Source organism: Pseudomonas sp. PS01299, from assembly GCF_029960145.1.
Classification (GTDB): Bacteria; Pseudomonadota; Gammaproteobacteria; order Pseudomonadales; family Pseudomonadaceae; genus Aquipseudomonas; species Aquipseudomonas putida_A.
Genome location: NZ_JASCPO010000152.1, coordinates 1 through 13,940, shown reverse-complemented (window position 1 = coordinate 13,940; position 13,940 = coordinate 1). Strand labels below are relative to the sequence as shown.

Here is a 13,940-nt window from a genome sequence, read left to right as displayed (position 1 = left end):
TTCGCGAGCAAGCCCGCTCCCACAATTTGGAATGCGTTCCCATGTGGGAGCGGGCTTGCTCGCGAAGGCGGTTATGCAGTCGCCACAGAAACATCAGGCTCAACCACCGCAACCAACCCCTCCCTCATCCGCTGCGCATCGCGCACAAAACACCGCGCCGCCAGAAACAGAAACACCATGGTGAAGAACAGCGCCACCGGAATCAGGTACATCGCGTCATGCAGCCCGACAGCCTTGAACGCCTCAGTCACCTGCTCGGCCCCCGCCGAGAGCATCGCCGATTTGGCGAAATGATCGGACAAGGCCCCCACCACCACTGGCCCCAAACCGCCGCCGAGCAGGTACAGCCCGGCAAAGAACAGCGCCATCGCCGTGGCCCGCAGGCGTGGTTCGACCACGTCCTGAATCGCCGTGTACACGCAGGTGTAGAAGTTATAGGCAAACAGCCAGCCGACGCTGAACACCGCGACGAACACGCCGATCTCGACCCGTCCGGCGTGCAGCGCCCACGCGGTGCACAGGGTCGAGATGATCAGGCTGAAGCCGGCAAACAGCAGCCGGCCGTTGGCGACTCGTTGATGAATCTTGTCAGCGATCCAGCCGCCGAGGGTCAGACCGATCAACCCGGTGACACCGACGATCACGCCGGTCGCCACCGCCGCCTCCTGCAACGGCATCAGGAAGTAGCGCTGCAGCATCGGCACCAGAAACGAGTTGCAGGCATAGGTGGCGAAGTTGAAGCACAAACCGGCCATCACCAGCCACAGGAATGTCGGCACCGCCAGCACCCGGCGGATAGGCTTGTCGACTCTCTCTTGGGACACCTGCACGGTTTCCGCCGCGCCGCGTTTGGGTTCCTTGATGAAGAACATGAACACCGCGAGGATCAGCCCCGGCACCGCCGCGATAAAGAACGGCGCGCGCCAGCTGTCGAATGCCTTGACCATCGCGCCGATGGTGAAGAATGCCAGCAACAGGCCCAACGGCAGGCCGAGCATGAAAATACCCATGGCCCGCGCCCGACGGTGCGCCGGGAACAGGTCACCGATCAACGAGTTGGCGGCCGGCGCGTAACTGGCCTCGCCAATGCCGATGCCCATGCGCACCAGCAGAAAACTCCAGAAACTGCCGACCAGCCCGTTGACCGCCGTCAGCGCGCTCCAGGTCGCCAGGCCCCAGCCCATCAGTTTGCTGCGCGAACCGGTATCGGCCATGCGCCCCAGCGGCAGGCCGGCGATCGCATAAACCAGGGTGAACGCGGTGCCGACGATTCCCAGTTGAAAATCGCTGAGGTGCCATTCCATGCGGATCGGCTCGATGATGATCGCCGGAATGGTGCGGTCGAAGAAATTGAACAGGTTGGCAAGGAATAACAGGAACAGAATGCGCCAGGCATTCGCCGCTTGGGTCGAGTTCTGCATGGGTCCGTCTCTTTATTGTTATGTGGGCTTCACTGCCGACGCATCCGAGCCCGGAACCTGCAATCTAGACAGGCCTGCCGGGGCTGTCTGTGATCATTCGTCAGCCTGATAACGGGCCATGGCACTGTAACGAAACGTAAGCCCTTGATAACACTGAAATCCCCCATAAACCGGGGGGTTCGCGGCAAAACCCGGCTACAAAAAAATACTTTCGCGCCCCCCTTCCCAAGTTCATGGCGAAGCCTAGAATAGCCGCCGGATCCGTCCGGATTCGCCGATCAACCCCTTTGATACCCTCCCCATGTCCGAAGTCAGTCCGTGTCTGAATTGCGGTGCCTGCTGTTCCCATTTTCGCGTGTCTTTTTTCTGGGGTGAATGCGCCTCCTCCGGCGGTACGGTGCCCGATGAACTGGTGACGCAGATCAGTCCCAGTCGGGTAGCGATGAACGGCACCGACTGCAAATCGCCGCGGTGTACGGCGTTGATCGGTGAAGTGGGCAGTAACGTGCAGTGCTCGATTTACGAGCAACGCTCCAGTCCCTGCCGCGAATTCGATGCTTCCTGGGAATACGGCGAACAGAATGTCGATTGCGACAAGGCGCGCGCCCGCTTCGGCTTGCCGCCGCTCGAACCGGAATGGAATCAGATCCCTTACGACCAAAGCGCCTGATGGTTTAGCGCCAATCGCTATAACGCTCATGCCGAAATGGTTGGCGCCAATGTGCCACTACCGCTTGCATGGCAAAAACCGCCTCTATACACCTCTCATTCGCCTGCGTTGCTGACGCAGCAGGGACGACTTCACAGACGGGGATGCTATGGAGTGGCTTGGTTTGCAGTTTGTTACCGAGCTGCCGCAGAGCGGGCAGGTCATTCTCGATTGCACACACAATCCCTTGCTGGTGCTGGTGGCCTATCTGGTCGCCTGCGCCGCGAGTTTTGCCACCCTCGACATGGCCGAGCGGGTTGGCCACGCCGAAGATCCGGGTTCGCAACGGGTCTGGCGCTGGATCGGCGCCACCTGTCTGGCTGGCGGCATCTGGGCCATGCACTTCATCGCCATGCTGGCATTCCAGGCGCCGCTGGAAATCCATTACGAACTGGCCACCACCCTGTTTTCCCTGGTGATCGCCCTGCTCGCCTCATGGCTGGCGATGCACACCCTGAGCGTGCCTCAACCCTCGCTGATGCAATACCTGAAAACCGCCATCGTTATTGGCCTGGGCATCGCCGGCATGCATTACGTCGGCATGGCGGCGATGCACTCGGTGGCCACTGCGTATTACCAGCCGCTGCTGTTCTGCCTGTCGATCGTGATTGCCATCGGCGCCAGCTTCGCCGCGCTGTGGGTCGCCGGTTATCTGCGTGAAGGCAGCGGCCGTTTTCATCAGTTGCTCAAATACACCGCCGCAGTGATCCTCGGCGCCGGCATCATCAGCATGCACTTCACCGGCATGGCCGCGTTGCATCTGGTGGTGCCCGAGGGCGCAGTGCCGCCCCTGAGTGGCGAAACCAATTACCTGCAACTGGGCCTGACCGTCGCATTGATCATCCTGCTGATTCTCGGCAGCGCGATCAGCGCGGCACTCGCCGACAAGAAACTGCAGAACAAGGAGCAGGATCTGCGCCGGGTCAACGCCCTGCTCGGCCAGCTCGATCAGGCGCGGATGTCATTGCAGCAAGTGGCCAATTACGACGCGCTGACCAACCTGATCAACCGCCGCGGTTTCAACCAGCTTTTCGCCGAGAAACTCAACCAGAAAACCAGCGAGGGCGGCATGCTCGCGGTGATGTTTCTCGACATCGACCACTTCAAGCGAATCAACGACAGCCTCGGCCATGACGCCGGCGACGCCCTGCTCAAAGTCATCGCCAATCACATCAAAGGCTCGGTGCGCAGCCATGAAGACGTGGTCGCCCGCTTCGGCGGTGACGAGTTCTGCATCCTGATCAGCCTGCGTGAACGTGAGGAAGCGCGCAACATGGCGCAACGGATCATGCTGAAAATGAAGGCGCCGATCGAACTGGCCGGCCGCCGTATGGTGATGACCACCAGCATCGGCATCAGCCTGTTCCCGGACGACGGCACCACCTGCGAAGAACTGCTCAAGCACGCGGATCTGGCGCTGTATCAATCCAAGGGCGCCGGGCGTAACGGCCTGCATTTTTTCAGTGCCAACATGAAGACCCGCGCCAGCCTCGAACTGCAACTGGAAGAAGAACTGCGCCAGGCCCTGCGCGAAGAAAACGGGCTGACGCTGTATTACCAACCGATCTTCGAACTGAAAACCGGTCGAGTGACCAAACTCGAAGCGCTGATCCGCTGGCAGCATCCGGTGCATGGCTTGCTGGCCCCGGATCGCTTCATCGCGATTGCCGAAACCAATGGCCTGATCGCCGAACTGGATAACTGGGTGTTGCGCCGGGCCTGCACTGACCTCGGCGAACTGACGCGGCATGGCTGCAACGACCTGAAAATCGCCTGGAACTGCTCGCCGCTCAACCTTGCCCGGGAAGAGCTGGCCGATGAGATCGAAAGCGCACTGCGCAGCGCTGGCGTTGCGCCGGAACGGCTGGAACTGGAAGTCACCGAAAACGCGCTGATGGGCAACATCGCCAACACCCTGGTGCTGCTGCGGCAGATCCGCGCCCTCGGGGTGTCGCTGTCGATCGACGACTTCGGCACTGGCTATTCATCGCTGGCCTACCTCAAGCGCCTGCCGCTCAATACGCTGAAAATCGACCGCTCGTTCATCCTCGACATTCCCACGGCGACCGCCGACATGGAGATCGTCCAGGCGATCATCGTCATGGCCCACACCCTGCATTTGCAGGTGGTGACCGAAGGCGTGGAGAGCCTGGAACAGTACGAATTCCTCGAGCGCTCAGGCTGCGATTTCATTCAGGGCTACCTGCTCAGCCGCCCGGTGCCGCTGGACGAGTTACGCCCGGTGCTGGAAGAAATCAATCAGCGCAAACACTCGCACGCGGTCAATCCGTTGAGTCTGGCGCGCGGTACATTTGTACCAGTGTCGCTGGATCCTTCTGCAAAAAGCCCTGCGCCCCATGCAGGCGCATCAATTGTGCGGCCAATCCGCTGATCGGCGTGGCCGAGCCTTGTTCGCGGGAGAATTTCACTGCGGTATCGAGGTCCTTGAGCAGCGTGCGCACGTGCCATTTCACCGGTTCAAAACGGCTCTCGGCCATTTGCGGGGCGAGGATCTGCAACGGTTTCGAATCGGCAAAACCACCGGCCAGCGCTTCGGCAATCAGGCTCGCATCGACCCCGGCCTGTTCGGCCAGCGCCACTACTTCGGCGATCACCAGCGCATTACAGGCGACGATCATCTGGTTGCAAGCCTTGGTGACCTGCCCGGCGCCGATGCCACCCATGTGCGTGACCCGTTGACCAAGGTTGAGCAGCACCGGGCGCACCCGCTCCAGATCCGCCACCGCGCCGCCGACCATGATCGCCAGACTGCCGGCCTCGGCACCCACCACGCCGCCGGACACCGGTGAGTCGAGCCAGCTCATCCCGGTCTTGTCGGCCAACTCGGTGGCCAATTCGCGGGTAGCGGTCGGTTCGAGGCTGGAAAAGTCCACCAGCAACTGGCCGCTTTTCGCACCTTCAGCGACACCCCCGGCGCCAAACACCACCTCGCGCACCACCGCCGTGTCGGCCAGACAGAGCATCACCACGTCCGCGTGTTCGCACAGTTCAGCGGGGCTTGCCACCTGCCGGGCGCCAGCTTCGACCAGTGGCGCGCACTTGGCCGGGTTGCGATTCCACACGGTCAACGGGTAGCCGGCAGCCAGCAAACGGCGGCACATCGGCAGGCCCATCAGGCCGATTCCGGCAAAACCCAACGAAGGGAGCGTTGACATCATTTCGCCTCTTTTTGATTAAAGATCACTGAATAATGGCCGATTCATGAGCGATCAGGAAAGGATTCCCCCGTGCGACGATCAGGCCAAGCCCCTGACGCCCGGGCCAAATTCGCGCAATAAAAGACGCGAGATCTTATTCCGTGAGGCTCGCTGACACTGGTCAGCGGACCAACCAGTCCAGGTATATGGCGCACAATGACTTCTAAAAACAATCCCGCCACTGCGGTATCCGATCTGACCCTGAGCCCTGCCGCAAACAGCCCGTCATCATCGAAGCCATTGCCTCCCTCGCGCCCGCTGGGCACTCAGCAATATCTGTACTACACCGAAACCAACACCGACCGCATCCTCGACAACCTCGATGGCCTGCGTGATCTGGTGTTCCCGCGTCCACCGCACCTGGAAGGCGACAACGAACAGCACAACGATCAGGAGTTTCCGTCGGTGTGCCTGATCGGCCTCGGTCGCTGCGGCTCGAACATCGCACTCGACGTCGCGGAGCTGGTGTACAACGCGCGCAAGTTCTACCTCAACGAATTCAACAACGAAGACCGCGCTGCTGACCGCCGTCTGGCCGACAAGGGCTACAGCCCGGCGCAGTGGATCAAAAACAACCTGCGGATCGGCACCAACAAGTCGAGCAAACCGGTGTTCCTCGTCGAACCGCTGGTGATGCTCGGCGACCTCGACAAGGACATCGCCGGGCGCATCCGCTTCTCGCGCAAGGGCGAGAAAAGCGGCTTCCTGCGCGATTACAGCAAAATGAAGATCATGGACTTGTCCGAAGTCCACGCCGGTGGCGCCGGTAACGCGCCGATCCTCGGCCAGTATCTGGCGAAGATCATCCTCAACAAGGACACCCAGCGCTTCTCCAGCCCTGACTGGAAAATGATCCACTCGTACCTGATCGACAGCTGCGGCATCAAGGCCAACCAGTCGCGCCTGTACTTCTCGATCTTCAGTGCCGGCGGCGGTACCGGTTCGGGCATGGCCTCGGAATTCGGCCTGGCCCAGCAGCACTCGTACATGAACAAGACGTTCGACACCAAGCCGATGGACGAACACGACGGCAAGAGCGGGCATTCGTTCGTGTTCGAGCCGATCTTCACCAGCGGCATCTGCGTGCTGCCGAACATTTCCGACCACCGCAGTGAAATGTCCGAGGCGCTGCACATCAACGCCGGCCGCCTGCTGTGCAAATACCTGTCGGAAGAATGGGATTTCTCCTACAACTTCGCCAATGAAGACAGCAGCGAAGCCAGCGTCATGGGCCGTATCCGCCCATGGAACGCGATGATGCTGATCTCCAACGACATCATGCGTTACGCCGAAGAAAGCGATGACGGCAACATCCAGAACATTGATGTCAATGCGATGGAGAAGCACGCCAACCAGTACATCTCGCAACAGATCTTCAACATTCTGACGGCGCAGGCGGTGACCACCGACTACGACCAGAACTACTTCCGTCGCGCCGGCATCGACATCGGCGAAACCATTCGCCTGGACGCCAACGACCTGTTCATGAGTCTGGCCGGCCCGGTGGCGATTGCCTACGCCGAATCGGTGGTGCCGGAAACCCCGCCGCCGAGCAGCGACAAGTTCAAGGTGTTCGACAAAGAGCCACAGCGTCTGAACATCGATGACCTGTTCTTCCGTTCGATCGACCTGCCGCACTTCAACAAGGTCACCCAGGCCATCGAAGGCATCAGCCTGCTGCCGATCGAATCCAAGCGCTATCGCGCCTCGCTGGAGCAGTACAAGAATTCCGGCTACGACGCCGCCGCGCTGCACGACCTGCACTTCTTCAAGAACTGCTCGTCGGTGGTGTCGATCGTCTCGCTGCCGAAGGACTACAAACTGTCGTACATGGACCTGAACCGGTTGAAGACCCACCTCAACAGCCTGTTCCCCAACACCACGCTCAAGCGTTATGCGCTGGTGATCGGCGCTTCGGCCAACCTGTCGCTGACCACCCTGATCGCCAAGAGCCCGTGCCTGTCGGACGACTTCCTGACGTTGATCGTGGCGTTCATCAAGCGCTGCTTCGCCAAGACCCCGTACCGTTTTGACGAGACTCTGGACAACTCGATCCTCGACTTCATCATTAATGAAGAGTTCGACGAAGACCGCATCGACGATCTGCTCAACGAGTTCGAGAACCCGGCGAAGATCCTCGACACCAACTGGTACGCGATCAAGCCGATGTACGAGAAGAAGTACCGCGAGCTGATCAACGACAAGGACAAGTTCGTCTCGATCAACGACATTCGCCTGTCGCGCGATTGCGTGAAGAAGTCGATCAAGTACCTGCGCGAGATCTACCGTCACCGGATCGGCAAGACCAAGGTTATTTCGCTGAATAACCATACCGGGAAGACTTACTCGGTCTGATCCAGATCCGAGTTGCCCCTATCGCGAGCAGGCTCACTCCTACAGTTGAAATGCGTTCCCCTGTAGGAGTGAGCCTGCTCGCGATGGGGCCCTCAAATTCCCTGAAAATCTCAGCCCTTCCAATATCCAGAAACAATTAAGCAGCCCTCCGGCTGCTCAATAAACTGTTCCCGTTACGTTTACGTCACCGTGAGGCCACCCACGCTTGTGGCCTTTCTCTACGGCAACGTGCCATCACGCTACTCGGCTACACACTTTTCGCTGATGGTCTCACGCACTACAAAGGTGCGCGAGCTCAGGCGACCGCCCTTTCCTGGATCAGAATCCACGGACTCACCACCACCGCCCACAGCGCTGGATCACGCTCGAAAATATCCAGCGCCCGCGTTTCAGACAGCTTGGCGACCTTGTCCTCGGCCAGCCAGGCGGCGACTTTCTCGCCATCATCCGAGGCCACGGCCTCGGCGGCGGCGATCAAATCCAGAGCCGGGTCGACCCACAATAGGGCACCCTTGGCGAAGAACGGCTCCAGCTCTTTCCAGGTAATAGATGCGGTTTCACCAAGCAGCTTGGCATAGAGGGTGCTAGGTTCTTGATTCATGGGACTGTCCGGAAAAGAAATCGACGCGAATGATAACGTCGGTGGTCCGGCAGAAAAACCCGGTTGCAAATGGCTTCACCGAACGAAAAGAGCAGGAACGCCAAGGAATGCTGGTGTTTGGGATATATGCCCACGAAAGCCCCGCCGCAATTCTGTCTTTTTCATTCAAAAATGCGACACCCCCAAGTTTTGCCCCTCGGCGCCTGCTTCCCAGGCCAACAACCGGCGCTCTACACTGTACCGGTACAGTTGCCGGGGGCATTTCCGGAGGGTATCGCAAAGATATCTGACCCGGTTCTGCTGCTGCGGCGCCAGAACTCAAAAAAATTACAACAGTAAGAGTGGAGCACTATGACTAAGGCTACTAAGCAGATTTCCAAACTGTTTGCCGCTATGGTTCTGGCCGGGGTTGCCAGCCATTCGTTCGCCGCTGACACCATCAAGATCGGTATCGCCGGCCCTAAAACCGGTCCTGTAGCCCAATACGGCGACATGCAGTTCAGTGGCGCGAAAATGGCCATCGAGCAGATCAACGCCAAGGGCGGCGTCGACGGCAAGAAACTCGAAGCCGTTGAATACGATGACGCGTGCGATCCGAAACAAGCCGTTGCGGTCGCGAACAAGGTCGTCAACGACGGCGTCAAGTTCGTGGTCGGTCACCTGTGCTCCAGCTCCACTCAGCCTGCTTCGGACATCTACGAAGACGAAGGCGTGATCATGATCACCCCGGCTGCCACCAGCCCGGACATCACCGCTCGTGGTTACAAAATGGTCTTCCGCACCATCGGTCTGGACAGCGCCCAGGGCCCTGCCGCCGGTAACTACATTGCCGACCACGTGAAGCCGAAAATCGTTGCTGTACTGCACGACAAGCAGCAATACGGTGAAGGCATCGCCACCGCCGTTAAAGCGACCCTGGAAAAGAAAGGCGTGAAAGTCGCCGTGTTCGAAGGCGTCAACGCCGGCGACAAGGACTTCTCTTCGATGATCGCCAAGCTCAAGCAAGCTAACGTCGACTTCGTCTACTACGGCGGCTACCACCCGGAGCTGGGTCTGATCCTGCGTCAATCCCAGGAAAAAGGCCTGAAAGCCAAGTTCATGGGTCCGGAAGGCGTGGGTAACGACTCCATTTCGCAGATCGCCAAAGAGTCCTCCGAAGGCCTGCTGGTGACCCTGCCGAAATCCTTCGACCAGGATCCGGCCAACGTTGCCCTGGCTGATGCCTTCAAGGCGAAGAAAGAAGACCCGAGCGGCCCGTTCGTGTTCCCTTCCTACTCGGCGGTTGAAGTGATTGCCGAAGGCATCAAGGCAGCCAAGTCCGAAGACCCTGCCAAAGTGGCCGAAGCCATCCACGCCGGCACCTTCAAAACCCCTACCGGCGACCTGAGCTTCGACGCCAAGGGCGACCTGAAGGACTTCAAATTCGTGGTTTACGAGTGGCACTTCGGCAAACCGAAAACTGAAGTTTCGCCTCAGTAAGGCGCGCCCTGACTGACTGCCAATAAAGCCCACGGCGTGCCGTGGGCTTTGTTTTACGAATGTATGGGCCGCGCTGGCGTGATCCGCCAGTCTCCCCACCTGAAAATCTCAAAACCGTCATCAGCGGTTCGCTGGCAAAACCCGGATTCGAAGTGGATAAAGATCCACGGGGCCGGGCGGGAAAATGACTCCACCAGTGAAATGCGTATCAGGTTTTTAGGAGCGTTGTAATGCCTGACATCTATCACTTCTTCCAACAGCTGGTTAATGGCCTGACCATTGGCAGCACGTATGCCCTGATCGCCATCGGCTATACGATGGTTTACGGCATCATTGGAATGATCAACTTCGCCCACGGCGAGGTGTACATGATCGGTTCCTACGTGGCGTTCATCGCTATCGCCGGGCTGGCCATGATGGGAATCGACAACGTCCCGCTGTTGATGACCGCCGCGTTCATCGCGAGCATCGTCGTCACCAGTTCCTACGGTTACAGCATCGAACGGATCGCCTACCGCCCCCTGCGCGGCAGCAACCGTCTGATTCCGCTGATTTCCGCGATCGGTATGTCGATCTTCCTGCAGAACACGGTTCTGCTCGCGCAAGACTCCAAGGACAAATCCATCCCCAACCTGATCCCCGGCAACTTCTCCATCGGGCCAGGTGGCGCACATGAAGTGCTGATTTCCTACATGCAAATCGTGGTGTTCGTGGTGACCCTGGTCGCCATGCTCGGCCTCACGCTGTTCATCTCCCGCTCTCGCCTGGGTCGCGCCTGCCGTGCCTGCGCCGAAGACATCAAGATGGCCAACCTGCTGGGCATCAACACCAACAACATCATCGCCCTGACCTTCGTCATCGGTGCTGCGCTGGCAGCCGTCGCTGCCGTGCTGCTGAGCATGCAGTACGGCGTGATCAACCCGAACGCCGGTTTCCTCGTCGGCCTCAAGGCCTTCACCGCTGCGGTACTCGGCGGGATCGGCAGCATCCCCGGCGCCATGCTCGGCGGGCTGGTGCTTGGGGTGGCGGAAGCCTTTGGCGCCGATATCTTCGGCGACCAGTACAAGGACGTCGTGGCTTTCGGCTTGTTGGTTCTGGTGCTGTTGTTCCGTCCGACCGGCATTCTGGGCCGTCCGGAGGTTGAGAAAGTATGACTAGGAATCTTAAACAGGCACTGTTCAGTGCCTTGCTGGTGTGGGCCGTGGCCTACCCGGTACTCGGTCTGAAACTGACCATCGTCGGCATCAACCTCGAAGTGCACGGCACCAGCCCGGCCATTCTGGCGACCATCGCCGTGTGCTCGGTGCTGATGTTCCTGCGGGTGCTGTTCAACCAGCAGATCAGCAAGGCGTGGAAATCTTCGCCGGGCCTGCCGTTGATCCCGGCCAAGGCCAGCAACTTCCTGACCCTGCCGACCACGCAACGCTACATCATCATTGCGCTGATCCTCGGTGCACTGGTGTGGCCGTTCTTCGGCTCCCGTGGAGCGGTGGACATCGCCACGCTGATCCTGATCTACGTGATGCTCGGCCTCGGTCTGAACATCGTCGTCGGTCTGGCCGGTCTGCTTGACCTGGGTTACGTCGGCTTCTACGCCGTCGGCGCCTACAGCTACGCGCTGCTGTCGCACTACTACGGCCTGAGCTTCTGGATCTGCCTGCCGATTGCCGGCCTGATGGCGGCGACGTTCGGCTTCCTGCTGGGCTTCCCGGTGTTGCGTCTGCGCGGTGACTATCTGGCGATCGTGACCCTCGGTTTCGGCGAAATCATTCGTCTGTTCCTGCGTAACCTGACCGACATCACCGGTGGCCCGAACGGCATCAGCAACATCGAGAAACCGACGTTCTTCGGCCTGACCTTCGAACGTAAAGCGGCGGAAGGCATGCAAACCTTCCACGAATATTTCGGCCTCGAATACAACTCGATCAACAAGGTGATCTTCCTCTACCTGGTTGCCCTGTTGCTGGCGCTGGCAGCGCTGTTCATCATCAACCGCCTGCTGCGCATGCCGATCGGCCGTGCGTGGGAAGCGCTGCGTGAAGATGAAATCGCCTGCCGTGCACTGGGTCTGAATCCGACGATCATCAAGCTGTCGGCGTTCACCCTGGGTGCGAGCTTCGCCGGTTTCGCCGGTAGCTTCTTCGCTGCCCGTCAGGGTCTGGTGACGCCGGAATCGTTCACCTTCATCGAGTCGGCGATCATCCTCGCCATCGTCGTGCTGGGTGGCATGGGCTCGCAGCTGGGCGTGATTCTCGCGGCCGTGGTGATGATCCTGTTGCCGGAAATGATGCGTGAGTTCAGCGAATACCGGATGTTGATGTTCGGTGCGCTGATGGTGTTGATGATGATCTGGCGTCCACAAGGTCTGCTGCCGATGCAACGCCCAGAACTTAAACTAAGAGCGGAGATGCGAAAATGAGCCGCCCGATCCTTAAGGTTGAAAATCTGAGCATGCGCTTCGGCGGCTTGCTGGCGGTCAATGGCGTGGCCCTGACCGTCAAGGAAAAACAAGTGGTGGCGCTGATCGGGCCGAACGGCGCGGGCAAGACCACCGTGTTCAACTGCCTGACCGGTTTCTACCAGCCCTCGGGCGGCAGCATCCTGCTGGACGGCGAGCCGATCCAGGGCCTGCCGGGGCACAAGATTGCCCTCAAGGGCGTGGTGCGCACCTTCCAGAACGTGCGGTTGTTCAAGGACATGACGGCGGTCGAGAACCTGTTGATCGCCCAGCACCGTCACCTGAACACCAACTTCCTGTCCGGCCTGTTCAAGACCCCGGCGTTCCGCAAGAGCGAACGCGAGGCCATGGAATATGCCGAATACTGGCTGGAAAAGGTCAATCTGAAAGAGTTCGCCAACCGTACCGCCGGGACCCTGGCCTACGGTCAGCAACGGCGTCTGGAAATCGCCCGCTGCATGATGACCCGTCCGCGGATCCTCATGCTCGACGAACCGGCCGCCGGTCTGAACCCGAAGGAAACCGAAGACCTCAAGGCGCTGATCAGCGTGCTGCGTGAAGAGCACAACGTCACCGTGCTGCTGATCGAACACGACATGAAACTGGTCATGAGCATTTCCGACCACATCGTCGTGATCAACCAGGGCACACCTCTGGCTGACGGTACGCCGGAACAGATCCGCGACAATCCTGAAGTGATCAAAGCCTACCTGGGGGAAGCGTAAATGCTGCAGTTCGAAAACGTTTCCACCTTCTACGGCAAGATCCAGGCCCTGCACAGCGTCAACGTCGAAGTCCGCCAGGGCGAGATCGTGACCCTGATCGGTGCCAACGGTGCCGGCAAGTCCACGCTGCTGATGACGCTCTGCGGTTCGCCGCAGGCGCACAGCGGCAGCATCCGCTACATGGGTGAGGAGCTGGTCGGCCAGGACTCGTCGCAGATCATGCGCAAGAGCATCGCCGTGGTGCCGGAAGGTCGTCGGGTATTCGCCCGGCTGACCGTCGAAGAGAACCTGTCCATGGGCGGCTTCTTCACCGACAAGGGCGACTATCAGGAGCAGATGGACAAGGTCCTCGGCCTGTTCCCGCGCCTGAAAGAACGCTTCAACCAGCGCGGCGGCACCATGTCCGGCGGCGAACAGCAGATGCTCGCCATCGGCCGGGCGCTGATGAGCAAGCCGAAACTGCTGCTGCTCGACGAGCCGTCGCTGGGCCTGGCGCCGATCATCATCCAGCAGATCTTCGACATCATCGAACAGCTGCGCAAGGACGGTGTAACGGTGTTCCTGGTCGAGCAGAACGCCAACCAGGCGCTGAAAATCGCTGACCGTGCGTACGTTCTGGAGAACGGCCGCGTGGTCATGCAAGGCACCGGTGAAGCGCTGCTGACCGACCCGAAAGTGCGCGAGGCGTACCTCGGCGGTTGATCCTTTTCGCTGAACAAAAAAACGGCCTTCGGGCCGTTTTTTTGTGCCTGGCAGATAGATTGAATCCAACACAGATCCCCTGTGGGAGCGGGCTTGCTCGCGAAAGCGCTGTGTCATCCGACATCAATGGTGTCTGACACTACGCCTTCGCGAGCAAGCCCGCTTGTGTCTGAGTAAAGGAATAAACTCTGGGGTGAGAGGGGTGGATGGCAAGCTGTGAGTCCGCGGTGTTTAAAGCACGAGTGGGAGCAAAGCTGCCATCCACCTTTCTA

The 13,940-nt window shown here is 59.7% G+C and carries 11 protein-coding genes; 8 read left to right on the top strand and 3 right to left on the bottom strand.

Annotation, left to right across the window (positions count from 1 at the left end; all coding sequences use genetic code 11):
• Positions 1-71: 71 nt before the first annotated feature.
• Positions 72-1,421 carry an MFS transporter gene (locus QMX91_RS21785; protein WP_282413355.1) on the bottom strand — a complete coding sequence of 450 codons (1,350 nt, stop codon included), beginning with the start codon at positions 1,419-1,421 and terminating at the stop codon, positions 72-74.
• 301 nt (positions 1,422-1,722) lie between these two features.
• On the opposite strand from QMX91_RS21785, the gene QMX91_RS21780 reads away from it, so the two are divergent.
• Positions 1,723-2,091, top strand: a complete 369-nt coding sequence (locus QMX91_RS21780) for a YkgJ family cysteine cluster protein (protein WP_098967577.1) — start codon at positions 1,723-1,725, stop codon at positions 2,089-2,091.
• A gap of 148 nt (positions 2,092-2,239) precedes the next feature.
• The gene (locus QMX91_RS21775) at positions 2,240-4,522 is read left to right on the top strand and encodes a bifunctional diguanylate cyclase/phosphodiesterase (RefSeq protein WP_282413354.1); all 2,283 of its coding nucleotides are present in this window, start codon (positions 2,240-2,242) and stop codon (positions 4,520-4,522) included.
• On the opposite strand, the gene QMX91_RS21770 is transcribed toward QMX91_RS21775, so the two are convergent.
• On the bottom strand, positions 4,413-5,309 hold the full coding sequence (locus QMX91_RS21770) for an NAD(P)-dependent oxidoreductase (protein WP_210557965.1): 897 nt from the start codon (positions 5,307-5,309) through the stop codon (positions 4,413-4,415). The two genes, QMX91_RS21775 and QMX91_RS21770, sit on opposite strands and share 110 nt — an antisense overlap.
• A 195-nt stretch (positions 5,310-5,504) precedes the next feature.
• Here QMX91_RS21770 and QMX91_RS21765 point away from each other — a divergent pair, with 195 nt between their 5' ends.
• Positions 5,505-7,703, top strand: a complete 2,199-nt coding sequence (locus QMX91_RS21765) for a hypothetical protein (protein WP_027614384.1) — start codon at positions 5,505-5,507, stop codon at positions 7,701-7,703.
• A 295-nt stretch (positions 7,704-7,998) separates the two neighbouring features.
• Here the strand turns inward: QMX91_RS21765 and QMX91_RS21760 are convergent, their stop codons facing one another.
• The gene (locus QMX91_RS21760) at positions 7,999-8,304 is read right to left on the bottom strand and encodes a DUF2288 domain-containing protein (RefSeq protein WP_047292130.1); all 306 of its coding nucleotides are present in this window, start codon (positions 8,302-8,304) and stop codon (positions 7,999-8,001) included.
• Positions 8,305-8,655: 351 nt separating this feature from the next.
• Between QMX91_RS21760 and QMX91_RS21755 the strand changes: the two genes are divergently transcribed.
• The 5 genes from QMX91_RS21755 to QMX91_RS21735 all read left to right on the top strand — a co-directional run bounded on the left by QMX91_RS21755 (position 8,656) and on the right by QMX91_RS21735 (position 13,668).
• Positions 8,656-9,783, top strand: coding sequence for a branched-chain amino acid ABC transporter substrate-binding protein (locus QMX91_RS21755; protein WP_282413353.1), 1,128 nt, complete (start codon positions 8,656-8,658; stop codon positions 9,781-9,783).
• 230 nt (positions 9,784-10,013) lie between these two features.
• Positions 10,014-10,937, top strand: a complete 924-nt coding sequence (gene livH / locus QMX91_RS21750; RefSeq protein ID WP_027614381.1) for a high-affinity branched-chain amino acid ABC transporter permease LivH — start codon at positions 10,014-10,016, stop codon at positions 10,935-10,937.
• Positions 10,934-12,202, top strand: a complete 1,269-nt coding sequence (locus QMX91_RS21745) for a high-affinity branched-chain amino acid ABC transporter permease LivM (RefSeq protein WP_135295106.1) — start codon at positions 10,934-10,936, stop codon at positions 12,200-12,202. Before livH ends, QMX91_RS21745 begins: the two co-directional genes overlap by 4 nt.
• Positions 12,199-12,966, top strand: a complete 768-nt coding sequence (gene livG / locus QMX91_RS21740) for a high-affinity branched-chain amino acid ABC transporter ATP-binding protein LivG (protein ID WP_282413352.1) — start codon at positions 12,199-12,201, stop codon at positions 12,964-12,966. The genes QMX91_RS21745 and livG overlap by 4 nt, the downstream gene beginning before the upstream one ends.
• A complete protein-coding gene (locus QMX91_RS21735; RefSeq protein WP_003222380.1) occupies positions 12,967-13,668 on the top strand; it encodes an ABC transporter ATP-binding protein in 702 nt (233 codons plus the stop codon).
• Positions 13,669-13,940 lie beyond the last annotated feature (272 nt).